General features: G+C 74.4%; 19 protein-coding genes. 13 read left to right on the top strand and 6 right to left on the bottom strand.

The window, feature by feature from the left end:
• The first annotated feature begins 86 nt into the window (after positions 1-86).
• From E9529_RS08080 to E9529_RS08070, 3 genes are all read left to right on the top strand, one after another.
• Complete coding sequence (locus E9529_RS08080) at positions 87-1337, top strand: Cache 3/Cache 2 fusion domain-containing protein (protein WP_236830629.1); 1251 nt, start codon at positions 87-89, stop codon at positions 1335-1337.
• A gap of 89 nt (positions 1338-1426) precedes the next feature.
• Complete coding sequence (locus tag E9529_RS08075) at positions 1427-2518, top strand: PP2C family protein-serine/threonine phosphatase (RefSeq protein ID WP_236830628.1); 1092 nt, start codon at positions 1427-1429, stop codon at positions 2516-2518.
• Between the two features lie 102 nt (positions 2519-2620).
• Positions 2621-3586 carry a tripartite tricarboxylate transporter substrate binding protein gene (locus tag E9529_RS08070; protein ID WP_236830627.1) on the top strand — a complete coding sequence of 322 codons (966 nt, stop codon included), beginning with the start codon at positions 2621-2623 and terminating at the stop codon, positions 3584-3586.
• On the opposite strand, the gene E9529_RS08065 is transcribed toward E9529_RS08070, so the two are convergent.
• From E9529_RS08065 to rpsD, 3 genes are all read right to left on the bottom strand, one after another.
• The gene (locus E9529_RS08065; protein ID WP_236830626.1) at positions 3543-4139 is read right to left on the bottom strand and encodes an RNA 2'-phosphotransferase; all 597 of its coding nucleotides are present in this window, start codon (positions 4137-4139) and stop codon (positions 3543-3545) included. The genes E9529_RS08070 and E9529_RS08065 overlap by 44 nt on opposite strands.
• 17 nt (positions 4140-4156) lie before the next feature.
• Positions 4157-5896 carry a SpoIIE family protein phosphatase gene (locus tag E9529_RS08060; protein ID WP_236830625.1) on the bottom strand — a complete coding sequence of 580 codons (1740 nt, stop codon included), beginning with the start codon at positions 5894-5896 and terminating at the stop codon, positions 4157-4159.
• A 130-nt stretch (positions 5897-6026) separates the two neighbouring features.
• On the bottom strand, positions 6027-6629 hold the full coding sequence (gene rpsD, locus E9529_RS08055) for a 30S ribosomal protein S4 (protein WP_236830624.1): 603 nt from the start codon (positions 6627-6629) through the stop codon (positions 6027-6029).
• Between the two features lie 62 nt (positions 6630-6691).
• Between rpsD and E9529_RS08050 the strand changes: the two genes are divergently transcribed.
• Positions 6692-7447, top strand: coding sequence for a DUF2470 domain-containing protein (locus E9529_RS08050; RefSeq protein WP_236830623.1), 756 nt, complete (start codon positions 6692-6694; stop codon positions 7445-7447).
• A 140-nt stretch (positions 7448-7587) separates the two neighbouring features.
• A complete protein-coding gene (locus E9529_RS22660; RefSeq protein ID WP_236830622.1) occupies positions 7588-8310 on the top strand; it encodes a flagellar brake protein in 723 nt (240 codons plus the stop codon).
• A gap of 84 nt (positions 8311-8394) precedes the next feature.
• Here the strand turns inward: E9529_RS22660 and E9529_RS08040 are convergent, their stop codons facing one another.
• On the bottom strand, positions 8395-9813 hold the full coding sequence (locus E9529_RS08040; protein ID WP_236830621.1) for a DUF1116 domain-containing protein: 1419 nt from the start codon (positions 9811-9813) through the stop codon (positions 8395-8397).
• Positions 9810-11315, bottom strand: coding sequence for an FdrA family protein (locus E9529_RS22400; RefSeq protein ID WP_304505598.1), 1506 nt, complete (start codon positions 11313-11315; stop codon positions 9810-9812). Before E9529_RS22400 ends, E9529_RS08040 begins: the two co-directional genes overlap by 4 nt.
• Before the next feature lie 182 nt (positions 11316-11497).
• On the opposite strand from E9529_RS22400, the gene E9529_RS08030 reads away from it, so the two are divergent.
• From E9529_RS08030 to E9529_RS08005, 6 genes are all read left to right on the top strand, one after another.
• A complete protein-coding gene (locus tag E9529_RS08030) occupies positions 11498-12973 on the top strand; it encodes a uracil-xanthine permease family protein (RefSeq protein ID WP_236830620.1) in 1476 nt (491 codons plus the stop codon).
• Between the two features lie 192 nt (positions 12974-13165).
• Positions 13166-14035, top strand: coding sequence for a xanthine dehydrogenase family protein subunit M (locus tag E9529_RS22655; protein ID WP_236830619.1), 870 nt, complete (start codon positions 13166-13168; stop codon positions 14033-14035).
• Positions 14032-14547, top strand: a complete 516-nt coding sequence (locus E9529_RS08020) for a (2Fe-2S)-binding protein (RefSeq protein WP_236830618.1) — start codon at positions 14032-14034, stop codon at positions 14545-14547. The genes E9529_RS22655 and E9529_RS08020 overlap by 4 nt, the downstream gene beginning before the upstream one ends.
• A gap of 103 nt (positions 14548-14650) precedes the next feature.
• Positions 14651-17074 (top strand): aerobic carbon-monoxide dehydrogenase large subunit, encoded by a 2424-nt coding sequence (gene cutA / locus E9529_RS08015; protein ID WP_236830617.1) that lies wholly within the window; start codon positions 14651-14653, stop codon positions 17072-17074.
• Complete coding sequence (locus E9529_RS08010) at positions 17071-17742, top strand: CoxG family protein (RefSeq protein ID WP_236830616.1); 672 nt, start codon at positions 17071-17073, stop codon at positions 17740-17742. Before cutA ends, E9529_RS08010 begins: the two co-directional genes overlap by 4 nt.
• Positions 17743-18040: 298 nt before the next feature.
• Positions 18041-18871: an SDR family oxidoreductase gene (locus E9529_RS08005; protein ID WP_236830615.1), complete on the top strand. Its 831-nt coding sequence runs from the start codon at positions 18041-18043 to the stop codon at positions 18869-18871.
• Positions 18872-18926: 55 nt separating this feature from the next.
• Here E9529_RS08005 and E9529_RS08000 read toward each other — a convergent pair whose 3' ends face one another.
• Positions 18927-20720, bottom strand: a complete 1794-nt coding sequence (locus E9529_RS08000; RefSeq protein ID WP_236830614.1) for an FAD-dependent monooxygenase — start codon at positions 20718-20720, stop codon at positions 18927-18929.
• A 358-nt stretch (positions 20721-21078) separates the two neighbouring features.
• Here E9529_RS08000 and E9529_RS07995 point away from each other — a divergent pair, with 358 nt between their 5' ends.
• Both E9529_RS07995 and E9529_RS07990 read left to right on the top strand, forming a co-directional pair.
• Positions 21079-21525, top strand: a complete 447-nt coding sequence (locus tag E9529_RS07995) for a MarR family winged helix-turn-helix transcriptional regulator (protein WP_236830613.1) — start codon at positions 21079-21081, stop codon at positions 21523-21525.
• Positions 21522-22187 (top strand): hypothetical protein, encoded by a 666-nt coding sequence (locus tag E9529_RS07990; protein WP_236830612.1) that lies wholly within the window; start codon positions 21522-21524, stop codon positions 22185-22187. Before E9529_RS07995 ends, E9529_RS07990 begins: the two co-directional genes overlap by 4 nt.
• The last annotated feature ends 4 nt before the right edge of the window (positions 22188-22191 follow it).

The raw sequence follows: 22191 nt of genomic DNA, 5'->3' as shown, positions 1-22191 counted from the left end.
CTTCCGGGGCTGCGGCCCGTGCGGCCTAGCGTGTCTCGGAACCTGCCCGGGCCGCGGGCAGGTGCAGCTGCAGGAGGGAACGGGTCGTGCGTCCGTCCGCGTCGTCAGGCCCCGCTCCGGTCGCCGCCGCGCAGGCGGCGGCCGTCCCGGCGCCGCGCACCCCCCGGCGTACCGCCGAGCGGGACACCAGCATGGAGGACGCCGCCCGGCAGGCCGGCGTCCTCGCGCAGGCCTCCCGCGAGGTCTCCGACACCTCGGCGGAGGCGGCCGCCTCCCTCGCCGAGCTGCGCGCGGCCATCGGCGACATCTCCGCCAGCACCAGCCGCGCCTCGACCGTCGCCGAGGAGGCCGTGCAGGACGCGCGCGCCGTCGACGAGCGGATCGCCGCGCTGCAGGCCGCCAGCGAGTCGATCACCCAGTTCGTCCGGCTGGTCGGCGCGATCAGCCAGCAGAGCCGCTTCCTCGCCCTGAACGCCTCCGTCGAGGCCGCCCGCGCCGGCGAGCTCGGCCGCGGGTTCGCCGTCGTCGCCGACGAGGTCAAGGAGCTCGCCGACCGCACGGCACAGGCCGCCCGCGACATCGACGCCCAGATCACGGCGGTGCAGCGGGAGACGCAGCAGGCCGTCGAGGCGGTCCGGCGGATCACCGGCACGCTCGGCTCCATCGCCGAGGCCCAGGACACCATCGCGGCCGCCGTCGAGCAGCAGCGGGCGGCCACCGACCGGGTCGTGGAGAACGTCGAGCGCGCCGCCGGCGGCTCCGCCCGGATCAGCGAGGCCGTCGGGCAGCTGGCCGAGAGCCAGCGGGTGGTCTACGTGCGCCGGGCGCTGGCGGTGGCCGAGCGCCGGCTGGCCGACCTCGGCGGCGCACGGCTCGGCGAGGGCCGGGGCCGGCTGGCCGTGCGCGACCAGACCACCGGCGCCACCCGCACGGCGGAGCTGCCCGACCTGCTCGTCGGCGACCGGCCGCTGGAGCGCAGCGACGACCCCAGGCGCCCGGCGGTGCTCGTCGACGACGTGGTCCGCGAGGTCGGGGGCAGCTGCACGCTGTTCCAGCGCCTGGACGGCGACGGCGGCATGGTGCGGGTGGCGACGACGGTGCTCAACCCGGCCGGGCGGCGCAACGTCGGCACCGCGATCGCCCGGACCGACCCCGACGGCCGCCCCAACCCCGTGCTCGCCGCCGTCCTCGCCGGCGAGACCTACACCGGTGCCGCCACGGTGGCCGACCGGCCGTACTTCACCGCCTACACCGGGCTGCACGACGACGCGGGCGCCCTGATCGGCATGCTCTACGTCGGGCTGCCGCTGGACGCGATGCCGGGCACCGACAGGTGACCGCGCCCGCGGGAGCCTGACCACCGGGCTGCGTCCTCTAGGTTGAGCGCCGGGCGCGCCGCGTCACTGGACGGCACGAGGGGGATGCGGTGAAGCGGTCACGGCGCGTGAACGCCGCGCTGCCGACCCTCGTGCTGCTGCTCGTCGTCGTCGCCGAGGTCGTCAGCGGCCGCGGGCAGGTGGTGCTCGGACTGAGCGTCATCGCCCCGCTCGCGTCGGCGACCTTCCTGAGCCGGCGGGTCACGGTCGCCTACGCCGCGGCGGCCTTCGTCGTCACCACGCTGCTGGGCCTGTACAGCCAGCAGTACACCGCCGAGACCGCGGTGGCGCAGACCATCCGCCTGGTCGCCGTCGCCCTCGGCGGCGCCCTGGCCGTGGTCACCTGCCAGCTGCGGCTGCGCCGGGAGGCCCACGTCGCCCGGCTCGGCGCGGAGGCGGCGGCGACCCGTGCCGCCGTGCGGACCGGGGAGACGCTGCAGCGGGCCCTGCTGGGCCGGATCCCGGAGGTCCCGGGGCTGGAGACCACGGCCCGCTACCTGCCCGGCGCACGGGACGCCCAGGTGGGCGGCGACTGGTACGACGCCTTCCCGCTGTCCGACGGGCGGACGATGCTGGTCATCGGCGACGTCGCCGGGCACGACGCCCCGGCGGCGGCCACCATGGCGCAGACCCGCGGCATGCTGCGCGCCCTCGCCCGGGCGGGGCACGGCTCCCCCGCGGCCGCGCTCACGGCGCTGGACGACGTCCTCGCCGGTCTGGGCCTGGACACGCTGGTCACCGTCGCGGTGGCCACCGTCGACCCGCAGGGCGAGGTGGGCGGCGCGGTGCCGCTGCAGTGGTCGAACGCGGGGCACCCGCCGCCCGTGGTCGTGCGGGCCGACGGGCGGGTCGAGGTGCTCGAGCGCATGCCCGACCGGCTGCTGGGCGCCGGCCCCGGCGACGGGCCGACCCGCACCGACCACGACGTGCTGCTGGGCCGCGGCGACACGCTGCTGCTCTACACCGACGGGCTGGTCGAGCGCCGCGGCATGACCCTCGACGACGGCACCACCTGGCTGGTGCGCACGCTGCGGGAGATCGGCCGGGAGCCGCTGGACCGCGTGTGCGACGGGCTGCTCAGCGCCCTGGGCAGCCGGGGCGACGACGACATCGCGCTGCTGGCGGTGCGGCTCCCCGCCTGACCCGGCGGCGCGGATGCCGGGCCGGCCGGGATGCCGCACGATGGGCGCACCGCCGGCCACGGGGCGACGGCGACGCCGCCGTCCTCCACGTGAGGAGCTGCCATGCGATCCGCCCGCGTGCTCGTCGCCCTGCTCACCGCCACGGCCCTGGCCGCGTGCGGTTCCGACGACCCGGCTCCGGGCGGGGGCGACTTCCCGTCCGAGAACGTCCGGCTGCTGGTCCCGTACACCGCGGGCGGGCCGACCGACATCGCCGCGCGCGCCCTGGCCGCGCACATGGAGGAGGAGCTGGGCAGGTCCGTCCTCGTCGAGAACCTCCCGGGCGCCTCGGGGGCGACCGCCTACCAGGAGCTGATCCAGGAGGACGCCGACGGGCACACGCTCTCGATGACCGCACTCCCGACGGCGGTGCTCAACTACCTGAGCAACGACGTCGGCTACACCCGCGAGGACTTCACCCCGGTCGGTGTCGTCACCCGTGTGCCGTCGGGCATCGTGGTACCGGCCGACTCCCCGCACGAGGACCTGGCCTCGCTGTTCGGTGCCGCGCAGGACGAGCCCGGCTCGGTCACCGTGGGCACGCCCGGAGCCACCAACACGCACGCCGCCGAGACGCGGCGGATCACCCAGCTCTACGACGTGCCGCTGACCGTCGTCCCGTTCGACGGCAACTCGGAGGTCCAGACGGCGCTACTGGGCGGCAACGTGACCGCCGGCTTCCTCAACCTCTCGCAGGACGTGCTGCCGGCCATCGAGTCGGGCGACCTGCGGGTCCTGGCCGTGGGCAGCGAGGAGCCGCTGCCCTACGTCGACGCACCCACCTTCGTCGACGAGGGGTACCCGGAGCTCGTCCAGAGCACGACGACCTTCGGGGTCATCGCCCCCGCCGGGCTCCCGGACGACGTGCGGCAGACCCTCGAGGACACGCTGCGCAGCGCGACGGAGGAGGCGAGCGTGGTCGAGGCGCTGGGCGAGCGCTACGTGCCCGAGGAGTTCATCGACGGCGAGGGCCTGGCGGAGCTGTTCACCGAGACCGAGGAGACCTTCCGCGGCGTCCTGGACGGCTGAGCGACGGCTGCGCTCCCCCGCCCGGGGCGGCGCCCACCACGGTCAGGTACCGGGGAGGGACGGCGTCGACCAGCCAGACGCCGTTGGCCGACCGGCGGAAGCCGGCGCCGTCCGCGGCCATGCCGGCCGCGTCCACCCGGAGCACGACCGGGCGGCCGCGTCGTCCCCCGACGGCCCGCGCGGTGGCGACGTCGGCGGCGAGGTGCACCGCGTGCCGGCGGCCCGGCCGCAGCCCCTCGGCCAGGATGGCCGGGAGGAACCGCTCGACGGTGCCGTGGAACAGCTCCTGCGGCGGCGGCTCGGGCAGGTAGCCGAGGTCGACCGGGACGCTGTGCCCCTGGCTGGCCCGGATCCGCGTGCCGGTGCCGTCGAACGCGAACCGGCGCTTGTCGTTCGCGGCCACCACGTGCTCGAGCTCCTCCCGGGTGATCCCGAGCGCCGTGAGCAGCCGGCTGACGTCGGCCCAGCCCGCCTCGTCCAGGGTCAGGCCCGCCGAGTCGGGGCGGTGGCGCAGCACGAACGACAGCCGCTTGCTCGTCCGGACGACGTCCACGGCCCGCTCCGCCCGCCTCAGCTCCGCCGGACGAGCACGAAGGCGACGTCGTCGTCGGGGGCGTCCGCGAGCAGCCGCTGGGTGAGCCGCGCCCTCAGCTCGGCCGGGTTGCGGTGCCGCTCCTCGGCGAGCGCCACCGCGGCCCGCTCGATGCCCTCGTCCACGACCTCGCCCCGCCGCTCGACCAGGCCGTCGGTGTAGAGCAGCAGCGTGGAGCCGGCCGGGAGCACGACCTCGGCCTCGGGCCGGTGCAGCTCGTCGACGACGGCGAGGGGCAGGGACTCCGCCTCCTCGAGCAGGCCGGTCCGGCCGTCGGCGTCGACGAGGACCGCCGGCGGGTGCCCCGCGCTGCTGTACCGCAGCCTGCCCGTGCACGGGTCGAGGACCGCGCAGAACACCGTGCTGACCGCGGCACCGGGCACCGTGGCGGCGAACCGGTCCAGCGCTGCGAGCACCTGGGCCGGCGACCGGCTCTCCAGCAGCAGCGCCCGCCCCGCGCTGCGCAGCTGGCCCATCACCGCGGCGGCGGGCAGCCCGCGGCCGACCACGTCGCCCACCACGACGCCGTAGCCGTCGCCGGGCAGGTCGACCACGTCGTACCAGTCGCCTCCGACCTCGAGGGTGCCGGTGGCCGGCTGGTAGTGGACGGCGAAGCCGGGGGGCAGCACGGTGGGGCCGAGGACGGCGCGCTGCAGCGTGACGGCGACGTCGGTGTAGAACTGCGCCCGCGCGCGCTCGGACCGCGCCCGCTCCTCGGCCCGGCGGCGCTCGGCCGCGACCGCCTGCGCATCGGCGACGGTCGCGGCGACCTGCCCCGCGACCAGCGCCATGAAGATGCGGTAGTCGTCGTCGAGCGGGACGTGGGGGCTGGCACCGAGGACGACGGCGCCGATCGGCCGCTCGGCGCCCGCCGCGGTGAGGGGGAGGACGACGGCGGTGCCGGCCGATCCCGCACCGGCCGCCGGGAGACCCGGGAGGAGCTCCGCCGGGTCGGTGACCGTCCGCGCCTCGCCGGTCGCCATCACCCGCACCACCTGCTCGGGCGCCGGCCCGGCGGCCGGCCCCTCGTGCCCGGCGAGACCCTGCCCGGCCACGAACCGCGGCACCCCGTCGTCGTCGGCGAGGTAGACCAGGGCGAACGGGCAGTCCGTCCGGGCGTCGGCGAGCAGGCCGAGCGCGGTGCGGATCGCCTCGGTCGTGTCGCCGTGCGCGGCGCGCGGCAGGCTGCCCAGCCGCTGCAGGATGCCGAGCCGCCGGGCGACGAGCACGCGGGACGTCGTCTCGACGACCGTGTCCAGGAAGCCGACCACCCCGCTGCCGGGCTCGACGACCGGGCTGTACGCGAAGGTGAAGTAGGTCTCCTCCTCGTACCCGTGCCGGGTCATGGTCAGCGGGAGGTCCTCGTCGTAGGTGGCGCCCCCGGCGAAGACCTCGCTGATCAGCGGCTCGATGTCGGACCAGACGTCGGGCCAGACCTCGGCCAGCCGCTGCCCGAGGGCCGCCGGGTGCCGCCCGCCCAGGATCGGTGCGTAGCCGTCGTTGTAGACCATGACCAGCTCGGGGCCCCACACGAGCAGCATGGGGAAGCGCGAGTTCAGGCAGAAGCTGACGGCGGTGCGCAGCGTCGGCGACCAGTCCCGCTGCGGACCCAGCGGGGTGCCCGCCCAGTCGTGCTCGAGGACCCTCCGCTGGAGCTCCGTCCGGGGGTGCCCGGGGATCAGCTCCGCCAGTTGGCTGTTCAGCGCTCGCTCCCCCACCGGACGGGCACGCCGGCACCACCGAACCGGTGGCTGTCCGCGCGCCGCCCGAATCCTCGCACCTGCACCCGCGGCAGGTGAATCGGGCGCGACCGGGAGCCACCCGACCGGATGCCCCTGCACCGACCGGTCAGCGGGAGTAGTACTCCACGACCAGCTGCTCCTCGCAGACGACCGGCACCTCGTCGCGGGAGGGCGTCCGCTCGTAGCGGGCCACCAGGTCGGCCAGCCGCACCTCGAGGTACGTCGGCGCCGCGGCGTGCGCCCCGGACGCGGCGACGACGAACGGCTCCTTGCGGCGCGAGCGCTCGGCGATCTGCACGAAGTCGCCGGGCCGGAGCCGGTAGGAGGGGCGGTCGACGCGCTTGCCGTTGACCAGCACGTGCTGGTGGGTGACGAACTGGCGGGCCTGGTAGATGGTGCGGGCGAAGCCGGCGCGCAGCACCGTGGCGTCCAGCCGCGACTCGAGGTCCTGGATCAGCGCCTCGCCGGTCTTGCCGCCCGAGCGCTTCGCGCGGTCGAAGGCGGCGCGCAGCTGGGTCTCGCTGATGTCGTACTGGGCGCGCAGCCGCTGCTTCTCCTTGAGACGGGTGGAGTAGTCGCTGTCCTTGCGACGCTTCCGCCCGTGCTCGCCCGGCGGGTAGGGGCGGCGCTCGAAGTACTGGACGCACTTCGGGGTGAGCGGGATGCCCAGCGCGCGGCTGAGCCGGACCTTGGGACGGGGCGTGTTCACTCGAGACCTCCGGTTTGGTTAGGCTCACCTTACTACTCGCCCACGAGCACCCGAGGTGGTCCATGACGGCCGGCCCCACCCCCTCGTCCGCGGCCGTCGACCGGCAGCCGCCGGCGGCCGAGCGCGCCCGCACGGTCGCGCTGCGCTCCGCCGCCGCGCTCCACGTGGCCGGGACCGGGTCCTGCGCCGTGCAGGCCGCGACCGCGACGGCCGACGGCGACGTCCTGCTCGTCGTCCCCACCGGCGGCGGGGTGACCGCGGCGCTGCACAGCTCGCCGCTGGGCGACGTCCCCGCGCGGCTGACCGTCGCCGACCGGGCCCCGTTCCCCCTCCGCCATCCCGTGCGGGGCCTGGTGCAGCTCAGCGGGTGGCTCACGCCGGTGCACGAGCAGGACGTGCCCCGGCTGCTGCTCGACTTCGCCGACAGCTCCCCGGCCGACGTGCTGTTCGAGGTGGGCCTCGGGGCGTCGCTGGTGCGGCTGGACCTCGCCGAGGTTGAGCTGGAGGAGTCCGGGACCCGCGCCGACGTGGACCCCGACGACTTCCGCTCCGCCCGCCCGGACGCCGTGAGCGCGGCCGAGACCGAGCTGCTGGCCGCCCACCGGGCACCGCTGGGCCGGTTGCGCGAGCGGGTGCAGCACTGGGCCGGGCGGCACGACGACGTCCGGCTGCTCGGCCTGGACCGCTTCGGCGTCCGGTTCCGGGTGCAGGGCCGTGACGGGTGCTACGACCTGCGGGTGCCGTTCGCCGAGTCGCTGGCCGGCGTCGACGGCTTCGCCGCCGCCGTGGACCACCTGCTCACCTGCGGGCCCGCCTGAGCCAGGCCCGGCACCCCGTACCGCCGGAGGACGACACGCCGGACGGCGCTTCGCCGGCTGGACGGCCCCGTTCCCACCTCGCCCCGCTAGCCTGCCCGCGATCCAAGACGACTCCGTTCTAGAAGAAGGAGGGGCCGGACGTGCCGCAGGACCCAGGGGTGGACTTCCCGGAGGAACGCACGGTGGTGGACCTGCTGGCCACGAGCCGGGGCGACGTGCTGATCAGCCTGGTCGAGTCGGCCGATCCCACCGAGATCGTGGTGTCGATCGGCGAGGACCGCACGCGACGACGGGTCCGGCTGGAGGCCGGTGAGCACGTCGAGGTGATCTGGCGCGGGCCCGAGGAGCTCCGCTCCCTCCCCACCGAGCTGATCGCCGCGGAGCTGCACCCGCCGCAGTGGCGGCTGCGCCCCGTCGGCCCCTCGACCCGGGGGCAGCGGCGCTCCGCGGTGCGCGCGCCGCTCAGCCTGCAGGTGCAGATGACGGTCGGGGCGGACGAGCTGCGCGGCCTGACCGTGGACGTCAGCGAGGGCGGCATCCGGGTCCTGTTCGCACCCCGTGACCCGGCCGGCACGACCACGCCGGGGACGCCGGCCGAGCAGCCCGCGGCGGAGCGGCTGCAGGACGGCGGCAGCGACGCCGGCAACCCGCTGCGCGCCGGCGCCGTCCTCCCGCTGGTGGTCCGCCTGGAGGACCAGCAGGAGATCCCCTGCCGCGGCGAGGTCGTCCGGCGGATCCCGCGCCAGGACCGCGGCATCGAGCTCAGCCTGCGGTTCGTCGACATGCCGGAGAAGACCCAGGACCTCATCCGCCGGCACGTCTTCGCCGGGCTCCGGTCGCTGCGCGCCCGCGGCATGCTCTGACCCGGGAGCGGCCACCCCTCGCATGCCACGAACTCGTGGCCATCAGCTGTCGATGGCCACGAGTTCGTCGCGTCCGCTGCCCGGTCAGGCGGTGCGGGCCTCCTCGGCGAGCGCGGCCAGGGCCTGCTCGAAGCACTGCTGCGGCGGCTGCACCAGCCCGGCGCCGACCTGCCCGGTACCGGCGACCCGCCCGGCCATGCCGGTGTTGATCTGCGGCAGCCAGCCGGTGCGCGCCACCTTGAGCACGTCGATCCCGGTGGGCGAGCCGCGGAAGCCCAGGATCGGGATCTGCATCGCCGGGTTCTCCGCCAGCGTCAGCTGGTACATGCGCTCCGTCGTCGCCAGGGCGTCGGGCACGGTGCCACCGACGAACCGGACGATCGCCGGCGCCGCCGCCATCGCGAAGCCGCCGATGCCGTAGGTCTCCATGATCGCGGAGTCGCCGATGTCGGGGTTGGCGTCGTCCGGGCCGTAGTCGCCGAGGAACAGGCCGACCGGGGTGTTGGCCGGGCCGGTGAACCAGCGGTCGCCGGTGCCGGAGGTCTGGATGCCGAACTCGGTGCCGTTGCGCGACATCACCGTCAGCATCGTCGAGCCCGGGATGCCCCGGGCGGCGTCGAGCGCGAGCTTCGCCGTCGGCATGCCGAGGTTGAGGAAGAAGTGCTCGTTGCCGCCGATGAAGCGCAGCACCTCGGCGATGTCCGACGACGGGGCGCCGCTGGCCACGATCGCCGGCGAGAGCTCGCGCAGCGCCATCAGGGAGCCGGCGCGGTTGCGGTTGTGCGCCTCGTCGCCCATCTGCAGCATCTGGGCCAGCACGGCCTTGACGTCGAGCGGGTCGTTGCCGGCGTCGATCGAGCCGCGCACGGCCGTCGACAGCACCGGGCCGAGGACGTCGCGCATCCACCGCAGCCGGGCCTGCACCTCCTCGTTGAAGGCGCCCATGCGCAGCACCTTGCCCAGGCCCTCGTTCAGGTTGCAGAACGCCTGCCCACCCGTGACCGGGTCCTCCAGGCACCACATCCACATCGACGGGCTGGTCACGCCCGCCATCGGGCCCACCGTGCGGTGGTGGTGGCAGGGCTCGAGGGTGACCGCGCCGGTGGAGAGGAGGATCTCGGCCTCCTCGACGTCGGCGGCCCAGCCCTCGAACAGGCAGGCGCCCACGAGCGCCCCGCGCATCGGCCCGGAGGCGTTCTCCCACTCCAGCGGCGGGCCGGAGTGCAGCAGCGTGCGGTCGGTGAGGCCGATGACCTCGCGGGCGGGCCGCACGTCGACCAGCACGGAGCCGGCCGCCATGAGCCGCTCGACGGCGGTGCGGTTCGCCGCGGCCCGGCGGGGGTCCAGCGCCAGGGCGGCGAGGTCGGCCGGGTCGCCGAAGCCCGGCGGGCGCCAGTCGACGTCGTGCACGTCGGCGCCCTGGGCGCGCAGCGCATCGGAGAAGACGTCGACGCCGGCGGCGACGATCGCCGGCGGGCCGGAGAGCAGGTTCTGCAGGCTCATGCCGAGGCTCCCAGCAGGTCGAGGGCGTACCGCGTGGCCGCGGCGTTGGAGGAGAAGACGGCGCAGCCCGCGGCGGCGAGCGCGTCGGCCTGGCGGGACCAGCCCTGGGGGTCGCCCTCGGTGCCGATCAGCGCGACGACGACCGGCAGCGAGCGGCGCGCGCGGGCGGCGGTCAGCGCCGGCACGAGGGCGCCGGCCGGATCGGGGTCCGCGCCGAAGCCGAGGACGACGTCGAGCAGCAGGACGGCGGGCTCGTCGGAGGCGGCCAGCGCCTCGATCGCCTCCAGCCGCAGCGTCGGGTCGATCATCGGGTGCGCGCGGCCCACGGTGAGGGCGTCGTCGCCGAAGTCGACGACCAGGTGGCCGGGAGCGGACAGGTCCGTACCGAGGTCGAGCTCCGGCTGCAGCGGGATGTTGGAGCGGATGCCGCCGAGCGCCGGGGAGGCCAGCAGCATCGCCTCGTCGGCCAGCGTGCCGCCGGAGTAGAGGCCCTTGAGCGCCGCACCGGGGACGGCGGCCTCGGCGGGCCCGGGGCGGGACGGCCACACCGGCACGTCGAGCCCCATGTCGGCCAGCAGCCCCTCGACGGCGGCGGTCAGGTCGGGGCTGTCCGGCGAGAGGACGGCCGAGCGCACCGGCACCGACAGCTTCCCGGCGGCCTCGGTGACCGCGGCCGCCACCGAGGGGGCGGGGGGCTTGGACACCAGCAGCACCCGCTCGGTCGCGGGGTCGGCGTCGAGGGCGGCGAGCGCGTCGAGCGTGGCCAGCCCGCCGACCTCCTCCTTGAGGTCCCGCCCACCTACGCCCAGCACGTGCGAGACCCCGACACCGGCCATGTCGAGCAGGCAGGAGACCTGCTGGGCGCCGGTGCCGGAGGCCGCGACCAGCCCCACCGGGCCCGGGCGGACGACGTTGGCGAAGCCGAGGGCGACACCCGAGACGATCGCCGTCCCGCAGTCGGGCCCCATGACCAGCACCCCGGCGGCGGAGGCGGCGCGCTTGAGCGCGACCTCCTGCTCGACCGGGACGCCGTCGGAGAACACCAGCACGCTGCGCCCGGCGGCGATCGCGTCGGCGGCCTCGGCGGCGGCGTACTGGCCGGGCACGCTGACGATCGCCAGCGCCGGCGCCTCGGGGGAGAGCTCGTCCAGCCCGGCGGCGGTGGTGCGGTGCGGGACGGCGGTGGCGGTGCCGGTCGAGCGCTCCCGCTCGGCCAGGGCGGCGTCGACGTCGGCGAGCGCCTCGGCGAGCACCTCGTCGTCGTCCGCGCGGACGGCGATCAGCAGCTGCTCGGGGCTCGTCGGCTCCTCGGGCGCGAGCCCCATGTTCGCCGCGAGCTCCAGGTTCAGCGGCGTGGCCATGGCGACGAGGACGGCCGAGACGCCCTCCCGGGCACCGATCCGGCGGCTCACCTGCATCAGCTTCACCGAGTCGGCGTAGACGCCGGATCGCAGCTGCACCGAGACCGCGGCGTCTCCGCCGGAGGAAGCTGAAGGGCTCATCCTCGGCACCGTACCGACAGATCTCTCAGCGGTGAAGTATCGGCATCTCGTTGCAACAACGATTTAGCACTGAGGTACTTCCGCCCCGGTGCGAGCCGTGCCACATTGGCGCCTCCGGTGCGGGGACACCCGTGCCCACCAGCACCGGACCGCGTCGGAAGTGCACGTCGAGGAGGCACTCAATGTCGTTCGGGTGGAAGCTCTACGGGGACGGGAAGACGCCCCCACTGGGCGAGGCCGTCGCCCCTGACGAACGCCTCTCCTGGCCGCGCACGGCCGGGATCGGCGCGCAGCACGTCGTCGCCATGTTCGGGGCGACCTTCGTCTTCCCGATCATCATGGGCCTGGACCCCAACCTCGCCATCATGATGAGCGGCGTCGCCACGATCATCTTCCTGCTGATCGTGAAGAACCGGGTACCGAGCTACCTGGGCACCAGCGCCGCGTTCGTCGGCGGTGTCGCCGCGATCCGGGCGAACGGTGGCGACTCGAGCGACGTCGTCGGCGCGCTGCTCGTCGCCGGCGTCGTCCTGGCGCTCGTCGGTGTGCTCATCCACTTCGCCGGGCTCGGGCTGATCAACAAGGTGCTGCCCCCGGCCGTCACCGGCGCCGTGGTCATGCTGATCGGCTTCAACCTCGCCCCGGTCGCCGCCGGCGTGTACTGGCCGCAGGACCAGTGGGTCGCCCTGGCCACGATGACCTTCGTCATCGTCGCCTCGCTGGCGCTGCGCGGCTTCCTCGCCCGCATCTCGATCCTGCTCGGCCTGATCTTCGGCTACCTGCTCTCCGTGCTGCTGGACGCCACGGCCGGCCAGATCACCTCGGTCGACGGCACCGGCGCGGTGTCCACCCGGGACCGCATCAACTTCGACTCGGTCGCCGACGCCGACTGGTTCGGCCTGCCCGACTTCACCGCCCCGTCGTTCTCGCTGAACTTCAGCCTGCTGGTCATCCCCGCGGTGATCGCCCTGGTCGCTGAGAACGCCGGCCACGTGAAGGCGGTCGCGGAGATGACCAAGCGCGACCTCGACCCGTACATGGGCCGCGCTGTCGCCGCGGACGGCATCGCGACCGTCGTCGCCACCTCGGTCGGCGGCTCCCCCACCACCACCTACGCCGAGAACATCGGCGTCATGGCCGCGACCCGCGTGTACTCGACCGCGGCCTACTACGTGGCGGCGCTGGTGGCGATCCTGCTGGGCCTGATCCCCAAGTTCGGCGCGCTGATCAACATCGTCCCGGGCGGCGTGCTCGGCGGGATCACCGTCGTCCTCTACGGGATGATCGGCCTGCTCGGCGCCAAGATCTGGAAGGAGAACCGGGTCGACTTCGCCAACCCGATCAACCTGGTGCCGCTGGCCGCCGGGATCATCATCGGCATCGGCAACGTGACCCTGGTCTTCTCCGACGAGTTCGTGCTCAACGGCATCGCGCTGGGCTCGATTGTCGCGGTCGCGGCCTGGCACATCGCGCGGGCACTGGCCCCGGCCGACATGAAGGCGGCACTGCTCCGCGAGGGCGCGCACCCGGCCGCGGGCAGCACCTTCGGGCACGACGCGGGCGACGACGTCAGCCCCGACCCGTCCTCGGTCGACGAGGTGGGCCGCCCCGGTGTGCTCGGTGGCAAGACCCCCGGGACGGACACGCGCAACCGCTGATCCGCTCCCCCGCCGCCCCCGGCACCCGGACCGCTGCGTCCGGGCGCCGGGGGCGGCGTGCGTCCGGGACGGCGGCCGGTCAGCAGCGCTCCACGGACACCCGACGAAGTTTTAGCGGTGAGGTACTTTCGCCGACCCTCCCGCCGGTGACAGAGTGACCTCTCGCAGCGAGCACGGAGGTGACCGGAGCCGGTGAAGCCCGCCCCCTTCCGCTACGCCGATCCCAGCACCCTGGGAGAGGCCTTGGCGGTCCTGTCCGACGAGGGCGCCAAGGTGCTCGCCGGCGGCCAGTCCCTGCTGCCCCTGCTCTCCATGCGCCTGGCCGCGCCGGCCACGCTGGTCGACATCAACCGCATCCCCGGCCTGGACGCCGTCGAGGTCACCGGGGACGCCGTGACCGTGGGCGCGCTGGTCCGGCACGACGCGCTGCTGCGGCACGAGGGCGCGGCCGAGGTGCAGCCGCTGCTGGGCCGGGCGACCGCGAACGTCGCCCACCCGGCGATCCGCAACCGCGGCACCACCGTGGGCTCGATCGCGCACGCCGACCCGTCGGGCGAGATGACCTCGGTGCTCGCGCTCACCGACGGCACGGTCACCGTGGCGACGACGGCCGGCAGCGAGGTCGTCGGCTGGCGGGACTTCTTCGTCGGCCCGCTGGAGACGTCGATCCCCGCGGGCGCCGTCGTCACCGCCGCCACGTTCCCGGCCCTGCCGCCGCGCTCGGGCACCGCGTTCGCCGAGGTCGCCCGGCGCAAGGGCGACTACGCGGTCTGCGGCGCCGGCGTCGTCGTCACCCTGTCCGAGGACCGGCAGGTCGAGCGGGTGCTGGCCTCCTACGTCTCGGTGGGCCTGACCCCCGAGGTGCACGACCTGACCGAGGCCGTCGCCGGTTCGCCGGTGGAGAAGGCCGACTGGGCCGCCGCCGGGGCGCTCGCGCGCACCCTGGTCGACCCCGACACCGACATCCACGCCAGCGCCGACTACCGCCGGCTGCTGGTGGGGGTGCTGACCGAGCGGACGCTGGCGGACGCCGCCGCCGAGGCAGCCGGGAGGGCCGCATGACCAGCATCGACAGCGAGCGCACCATCACCGTCACCGTGAACGGTGTTCCACGTGAAGCCACGGTGCCGGTGCGCCGGCTGCTCTCCGACGCGCTGCGCCACGACCTGGGGCTGACCGGCACCCACGTCGGCTGCGAGCACGGCGTCTGCGGCGCCTGCACGGTGGTCGTGGACGGCGCACCGGTGCGGTCGTGCCTGATGCTCGCCGTGCAGGTGGACGGCGCCGAGGTGCGCACCGTCGAGGGGCTGGCGCGCGAGGACCACCAGGGCGGGCAGGTGCTGCACCCGGTGCAGGAGGCCTTCCGCGAGTGCCACGCGCTGCAGTGCGGCTTCTGCACGCCGGGCTTCCTCATGACGATCGCGGCGGGGCTCGAGGGGCGCGACAACTCCGTCGAGCTCACCGAGGAGGAGGTCGACGACATGGTCGGCGGCAACCTCTGCCGGTGCACCGGTTACGCCAACATCAAGAAGGCCGTGCACCACGCGGCGGCCGCGATGAAGGACGACGCGTGACGGCTCCGACGGCGTTTTGTGCACATAACGCCGCACTCTGTCGCCCGCCGCGCGTCCCGCGGGCGGCGTTATGTGCACAAAACGCACAGGAGGGGGGTCGGGCGTGACGACGAAGCTGTTCGGTGAGCCGGTCCGCCGGCGGGAGGACCAGCGGCTGATCACCGGCCGGGGCCGCTACCTGGACGACATCGGGTCGAAGGCGCTGGCTGCGGCGTTCGTGCGCTCCCCGCACGCTCACGCCCGGATCGTGTCGATCGACGTCGACGAGGCGCTCGACGTCGAGGGCCTCGTCGCGATCTACACCTACGAGGACCTCACCGGCCCGATGGCCGAGCCGCTGCCGGTGCTCATCCCCCACCCGCAGCTGCACGCGCCGCGCACCGGGTTCCCACTTGCCAACGGCGAGGTGAACCACGTCGGCGAGCCGGTCGTCATGGTCATCGCGACCGACCGGTACGTCGCCGAGGACGTCTGCGACCGCATCGTCGTCACCTACGAGGAGCTGCCGGTCGTCGTCGGGGTGGACGCCGCCCGCGAGGCCCAGCACACGGTCCACGAGGAGATCCCGGACAACGTCGCGGCCCGGCACCACCAGGAGACCGGGGACGTCGAGCCGGTGCTCGCCGCCTCGCCGCGCACGCTGAGCTTCACCCAGTACATCGAGCGCAGCGCCTGCATGCCGATGGAGGGCAAGGGCGTGCACGCCCGCTTCGACCCGGACGACGGCTCGCTGCGGGTGTACACGAGCACCCAGGCGTCGACGTCGGTGCGCGCGGCGATCGCGGCGAAGCTGGACCTCTCCCTGGACAAGGTCGAGGTCATCGCGCCGGACGTCGGCGGCGGCTTCGGCGTGAAGATCGTGCACCCGTGGCCCGAGGAGCTGCTGGTGCCGATGGCCGCGATCGCCCTCGGCCACGAGGTGAAGTGGACCGAGGACCGGCGCGAGCACTTCATCGGCTCCGCGCACGAGCGCCAGCAGCGGCAGGAGATCACCGTCGGGTACGACGACGACGGCCGGATCACCGCCCTGGACGTGCACGTCTGGCACGACAACGGCGCCTACACGCCCTACGGGATCATCGTGCCGATCGTGACGGCGACCCAGCTGGTCGGGCCGTACGCGATCCCGGTGTACCGGGTCGTCGTGGAGTCCGTGTTCACGAACACCGTCATCGTGACGCCGTACCGCGGCGCCGGGCGGCCGCAGGGCTGCTACGCGATGGAGCGGACGATGGACCGCATCGCCGACGAGCTGGGCCTGGACCGGTCCGTCGTCCGCGAGCGGAACCTGATCCAGCCCGACCAGTTCCCGTACGACCACCACCTGACGTTCCAGGACGGCCGGCCGGTCATCTACGACTCCGGGGACTACCCGGGGCTGCTGGACAAGCTCCGCGCGCTGGTCGGCTGGGACGAGGCGGAGAAGCTGCGCACCGAGGCCGCGGAGCGCGGGAAGCTGCTCGGCGTCGGCATGGCGCTGTACGTGGAGGGCACCGGGCCCGGGCCGTACGAGGGCGGGCACGTGCAGGTGCTCGGCAGCGGCAAGGTGCTGGTCTCGACCGGCCTGACCTCGCAGGGCCAGGGCCACGAGACGGCGTTCGCGCAGATCGTGGCCAGCGAGCTCGGGGTGCCGATCGAGGACGTCGAGGTGACCACCGGCGACACCCGCCGCTTCGGGTACGCCGTCGGCACGTTCGCCTCGCGGGCCGCGGTGATGAGCGGCAACGCGATCGCGCTGGCCGCCCGCGGCGTGCGGGAGAAGGCGCTGCGGATCGCCGCCGACGTGCTGGAGGCCTCGCCCGAGGACCTGGAGATCGACGCGGGCCTGGTGCAGGTGAAGGGCGTGCCGGGGACGTCGATCCCGCTGCGCACCGTCGCGGTGCTGTCCAACCCGCTGCGCTACGCGTTCGACGAGGCGGCCAAGCAGGCGACGCAGTTCGCCAAGCCCGGCGACGACGACAAGCCGCCGGTGGCCGAGGGCGACGCCCCGGGGCTGGAGCACCGCGACTACTACTCGCCGATCCGCTCGACGTTCGCCTCGGGCGCGCACGCGGCGATCGTGGAGATCGACCCGGCGACGTGGGAGATCGATGTCGTGAAGTACGCCGTCGTGCACGACTGCGGCAACGTGGTGAACCCGATGATCGTCGAGGGCCAGGTGCACGGCGGGGTCGCCCAGGGCGTCGGCGGGGCGCTGTACGAGCGGATGGCCTACGACGCCGACGGGCAGCTGCAGAACGCCTCGTTCATGGACTTCCTGATGCCGTACGCCTCCGAGGTGCCCGACATCGACATCGACCACCAGCAGACCCCCTCGCCGCTGAACCCGCTCGGGATCAAGGGCGCCGGCGAGGCCGGCGTGATCCCGGGGACGGCGGCGCTGGCCTCGGCGATCGAGGACGCGGTGGGGCGGCGGATCGCGTCGATGCCGATCTCGCCGACCGAGCTGTACGACCTGGTGCGTTCCCCTGATTCGGAGATGACCGCGACGGCCGGGCGCCGCGCGGGGACTGGAGTGATGGCGTGAAGCTCGACGGCTCTGCGGTGCTGCACGGCGACCCCGAGAAGGTGTGGGCCGTGATCACCGACCCGGCGGTGCTCGCGCGGACGATCCCCGGCTGCGAGTCGCTGGAGCAGGTCGGCGACGACGAGTACAAGATGAACGTCTCCGTCGGCGTCGGCGCGATCAAGGGGACCTACGCCGGCGAGGTGCGCCTGTCGGACAAGGAGCACCCGAAGTCGTACGTCATGCACGCGTCGGGCGCCGGTGCGCCGGGCAACGCGCGGGCGACGGTGACGATCGGCCTGGACGACGCCGGGGACGGGAAGACGAACCTGAGCTACTCGGCCGACGCCGTGATCGGCGGGCCGGTGGCCGGCGTGGGTCAGCGGATGATCACCGGCGTCGCAAAGCGGATGGCCGGCCAGTTCTTCAAGGCGATCGACGCCGAGCTGACCGGGACCGCGGTGCCGGTGGCCGTCCCGTCCGCCGCCGCCGTGAGCTCGATGGACGCGGAGCCGGCCGGCACGCGCGCCGCCCCCGCTCCCGAGGGCGCGCCGCAGGTCTTCACCGGCCGCGCCGGCGTTCCCGCGGGGCCGTCCGGCGACGTGCAGACCCTCGCGCTGGGTGCTCTCGGCGGTGCTGCCCTGACCCTGATCGGCGTGCTCGTCGGCTACCGGCTCGGCCGCCGCTGAGCACCGGCACCGGGCCACGGGAGCCCCGCACCGGGCTCACCCCCGCGCCTCGCCGACCCTGACCGAGGCGCGTCCGGGCGCAGTCGGCCTCTGGCCCGCGTGCGTGGGCAGAGGTCGACTGCCCGCCGGATCGGGGTCGAGCGGCGCCGGGCACCGCCTGGGCGTTCCCGCGGGACGCCAGGCGGCCGGCGTCGCAGCGATCCGCGGGAACGTGCGCCGGTTTCCGGCACGCCCGCGGTGGGGCAGGACGGTGGACGGACGCCGACGACGGCGGACGCCCGACGAAGGAGACCCCCGCATGGCCAGGACCTGGTTCATCACCGGCGCATCCCGCGGCTTCGGCCGCGAGTGGTCGATCGCCGCCCTCGAGCGCGGTGACACCGTCGCCGCCACCGCCCGGGACACCGCGAGCCTCGACGACCTGGTGCAGCGGTTCGGCGACCGGGTGCTGCCGCTCCGGCTCGACGTGACCGACCGCGACGCCGTCGTCGCCGCGGTGGACCGGGCCCACGACCGGTTCGGCCGCCTCGACGTCGTCGTCAACAACGCCGGCTACGGCCAGTTCGGCATGGTGGAGGAGATCAGCGAGGCCGAGGCCCGTGCCCAGTTCGACACCAACGTCTTCGGCGCGCTGTTCGTCACCCAGGCCGCGCTGCCCCACCTGCGCGCCCAGGGTTCCGGTCACATCCTGCAGGTGAGCAGCATCGGCGGGATCAGCGCGTTCCCGAACATCGGCATCTACAACGCCTCGAAGTGGGCCCTGGAGGGGTTCAGCCAGTCGCTGGCCGCGGAGGTCGCCGACTTCGGCATCAAGGTCACGATCATCGAGCCCGGCGCCTACTCCACCGACTGGGGCGGTGCCTCGGCCAAGCACGCAGCGGCGAACCCCGCCTACGACGACTTCCGGGTGAAGGCCGCGGAAGCGCGCAAGGCCCGCGCCGGCAACCCCGGTGACCCGCTCGCCACCCGCGAGGCGGTGCTGCAGCTGGTCGACGCGGCGGATCCGCCGCTGCGGATCTTCTTCGGCGACGGCCCCCTGGCGATCGCCACCCGCGACTACGAGTCCCGGCTGGCCGAGTGGCGCGCCTGGGAGCCGCTGTCCGTCGCCGCGCACGGCCGGGAGCGCTGACGCGGGCAGGGCCCCTCCCGCCACCGGGGAGGGCCCCTGCCGCACCGGCGGGCGATCAGCCGGAGGCGCGGCCCAGGACCGCGCCGAGCGCGTCCCGGAGCCAGCCGGCGGCCTGCTCCGGCGAGGACGGCGCGGACGCGTGCCGCGCCGCGACGTACTCATCCGGCCGCACCAGCAGCACGCCGCCGTCCTCGATCTCCCGGAGCTCGGCCCAGGTGCCGTAGGGGTCCTCGAACTCCTGCCCTGGGCCGATCGGGACCGTCGTGATCGCCAGGCCCCACTCCCCGCCGAGCGCCCGCGCCGCGTCCACCCACGCCTCGCCGCCGATGCCGGTGACGACGCTGAACCGCCCGTGCCCGACGAGGTCGAGCGTGGAGACCCGGTGGCCGTCGCGGGTCACCCAGGTGTGCGGGAGCTTCGCGCCCGGCCACGTCGTGGGCTGCGCGTAGAGCTCCGGGTCCCGGCGGTACTCCGGCATCGGGGTCCCGTCGGGGACGACGGCCGAGGAGGCGTAACGCTGGTTGTGCTCGACCCCGTGCGCGTCGAACTCGTAGGCCTTGTAGGCGATCGCCTCGCGCAGCGCCGTCCGGATCTTCTCCCCCTCCGGCCCGGGCGACTTCCACAGCGTCAGCTGGCGCTCGAGCGCGTCGGCCTCGGTGTGCTCCAGGTCGAGGGCGGTGAGAATCTTCCAGGTGTCGGCGATGCTCTGGTTGGCCCGCTCGACGATCTGCCGGGCGACGGGGGCCCGCTCCGCGTCGTAGCTGTCCAGCAGGGCCGGGGAGGCGGTCCCGGCGACGACGTGGGCGAGCTTCCAGGCGAGGTTGTAGGAGTCCTGGATGGAGGTGTTGGACCCCAGCCCGTTCGTCGGCGGGTGCCGGTGGACGGCGTCGCCGGCGCAGAAGACCCGCCCGCGGGCGAGCGTCGTCGCGAAGTGGTGGTTGACCGTCCACGGCGAGCGCGACTTCACCCGCATCTCGAAGTCGTCGGTGCCGACGAGCTTCACCGCCAGCTCCCGGACGACGTCGTCGGTGAGCTCCGGGGGCCCGGCCGCGACCTCGTAACCCCACATGAGCATCCACTCGTCCCAGGGCTTGATCATGCGGAGCACGCCGAGCCCGACCCCCTCCTTCTCCGCGCCGGGCTGCAGCATCCAGTAGAGGACCGACGGGCGGTGGGCGACGAACCGGGAGAGGTCGGCCTCGAAGACGATGCTCAGCGCCCCGGCGACCGCACCGGGTCCCTCGAAGGGCAGGCCGAGGTCGGCGGCGACCTTGCTGCGCGCGCCATCGGCCCCGACGAGGTACTTCGACCGGATCGTGAACTCCGCGCCGGTGAGCCGGTCGCGGACGGTCGTGGTGACGCCGTCGGCGTCCTGGACGTGACCGAGGTAGTCCGTGTCGAACCGCACCCGCGCGCCGCGCTCCTGGGCGGCCTGCACCAGGACCGGCTCGGTGATCGTCTGCGGCGCGTCCAGCATCGTGCACGGGCTCTGCAGCTCGTAGTCCGCGTGCCGGACGGTGTCGGTGCCCCAGGACGGGATCCGGCCCAGCTCCTCGCCCGCCAGGCTGGTGCAGAAGGTGGTGTTGCCCATGGACTCCCAGGGCGTCGCCTCGCGCATGAGGCGCTCCTCGAGCCCCATGTCGCGCATCGCCTCCATCGTCCGCTGGTTGGTGATGTGGGCACGGGGCGTGTCCGACAGCCGGCCGTACTTGGTGATCAGCAGGGTCGACGTGCCGTACGAGGCGAGGAACAGCGCGGCCGACGCCCCCGCCGGGCCGGACCCCACGACCAGGACGTCGGTGGTGACGGAGGCTTCCGGCTCGGCGGCGTCCGTGGGGAGAGCGGTCATCGGGATCCCTTCGACGGAGCGGCCGAGGCCCTGGCACAGGACCGGCCGAGGTAGTGGAATGTTCAACCAGCCTCCCCGGATTGTGGTCCACGTCACCGGGTGCGAGCAAGCCCGGGTCCCGGCCGACCCCGCCCGCTGGACGGCGAGGCGACGAGTTCTGCGAGGTGCTGAGCAGCCCGTCGTGGGAGGGGTTCGACCGGGCCGCACCGCGGCCGGTGGCCGAGCGCCTAACCGACCACCTGGAGGACCGGGTCTGCGAGACCCGCTTCGCGTGGGGCGAGCGGCGCACGGCCGATCCCGCCGCCCGCCGCGAGCGGCGAGTCGGGAACGTCGGTAACCATGTAGTACCTTCACGGTCGTGCCCTCCGACGTGGCGGTCTTCGACCGGTTGCTCGAGATCGCGCTGCTCGTGCAGGCCGACATGGCCCGGGAGCTCGAGCCCTCGGGGCTGACCCCGGCCCGCACCCACCTGCTGTGGGAGGTCCACCGGCGCGGCCCCTCCAGCCAGCGCGCGCTCGCCACCGCCCTCGACGTCACCCCGCGGAACGTCACCGGCCTGGTGGACGCCCTGGAGGAGCGCGGCTACGTCCGCCGTGCGCCGCACCCGAGCGACCGGCGGATCACGCTCGTCACCCTCACCGACCTCGGGGTCCGGACGACGGCGCAGATGGACGACGACCACCGCCGCATCGCCGCACACCTGGTCGACGGCTTCGACCCCGACCGGCTGGAGCGGTTCCGCGCCGACCTGGACGCCGTCGCCGCCCGCTTGCACGAGCTGATGGACCCGGAGGTCCGACCGTGACCACCACCGACCCCGGCCGCCGCACCACCGGGCAGCTCGCCCGCCACCTGGCCGTCCGCGCGGTGCGGATGGAGGTCGGCATCTGGCAGAGCCTGTACCGGTGGACCTTCCGCCGCCCCCGGGTACCGGCCGGCGCGGCCGCGTTCACCTACCACCGGTCGGTGCTGCCGGTGATCATCACCTTCATCGTCGTGTCGGCGATCGAGCTGGTCGTCGTCGACGTGCTCGTGCACCGCTGGCCGGCCGTGCGCATCCCGCTGCTGGTCCTGGGCATCTGGGGGCTCACCTGGATGATCGGGTTCCTCGCCGCCCACGTCACCCGGCCGCACGCCGTGGGTCCCGACGGCATCCGCGCCCGCTTCACGGCAGACGTCGACGTCGACCTCCCCTGGGACGCGGTCGACGCCGTTTCCCGACGGCTCCGCACCCGGGAGGAGAAGGCCCCCCGGCTGGACCGGGGCGCCGGGTCCCTCGACCTCTGGATGCAGGACCGGACCAACGTGGAGATCGAGCTCGACCGGCCGGTCGCCGTCCGCCTCCCCGAGGGCGAGGCGGTGGTGCGCCGGGTCGGGCTGTTCGCCGACGACCCGGCGGCGTTCCTGGCGGCGGTCCGCCAGTTCACCCAGCCGCCGTCGGCCGACGTGCAGGCGCCCGCCCGCTGAGCGC

The organism is Blastococcus sp. KM273128, from assembly GCF_021698975.1.
Taxonomy (GTDB): Bacteria; Actinomycetota; Actinomycetes; order Mycobacteriales; family Geodermatophilaceae; genus Blastococcus.
The sequence above is the reverse complement of the archived record's forward strand: the minus strand, read 5'-3'. Positions and strand labels throughout refer to the sequence as shown.

What these genes read in the sequence shown, in the direction of transcription:
- E9529_RS22400 (WP_304505598.1), bottom strand. Translation starts at nt 11,315, where the DNA reads ATGAGCCCTTCAGCTTCCTCCGGCGGAGACGCCGCGGTCTCGGTGCAG.
- E9529_RS08020 (WP_236830618.1), top strand. Translation starts at nt 14,032, where the DNA reads ATGACCAGCATCGACAGCGAGCGCACCATCACCGTCACCGTGAACGGT.
- E9529_RS08070 (WP_236830627.1), top strand. Translation starts at nt 2,621, where the DNA reads ATGCGATCCGCCCGCGTGCTCGTCGCCCTGCTCACCGCCACGGCCCTG.
- E9529_RS08040 (WP_236830621.1), bottom strand. Translation starts at nt 9,813, where the DNA reads ATGAGCCTGCAGAACCTGCTCTCCGGCCCGCCGGCGATCGTCGCCGCC.
- E9529_RS08050 (WP_236830623.1), top strand. Translation starts at nt 6,692, where the DNA reads ATGACGGCCGGCCCCACCCCCTCGTCCGCGGCCGTCGACCGGCAGCCG.
- E9529_RS08030 (WP_236830620.1), top strand. Translation starts at nt 11,498, where the DNA reads ATGTCGTTCGGGTGGAAGCTCTACGGGGACGGGAAGACGCCCCCACTG.
- E9529_RS08005 (WP_236830615.1), top strand. Translation starts at nt 18,041, where the DNA reads ATGGCCAGGACCTGGTTCATCACCGGCGCATCCCGCGGCTTCGGCCGC.
- E9529_RS08000 (WP_236830614.1), bottom strand. Translation starts at nt 20,720, where the DNA reads ATGACCGCTCTCCCCACGGACGCCGCCGAGCCGGAAGCCTCCGTCACC.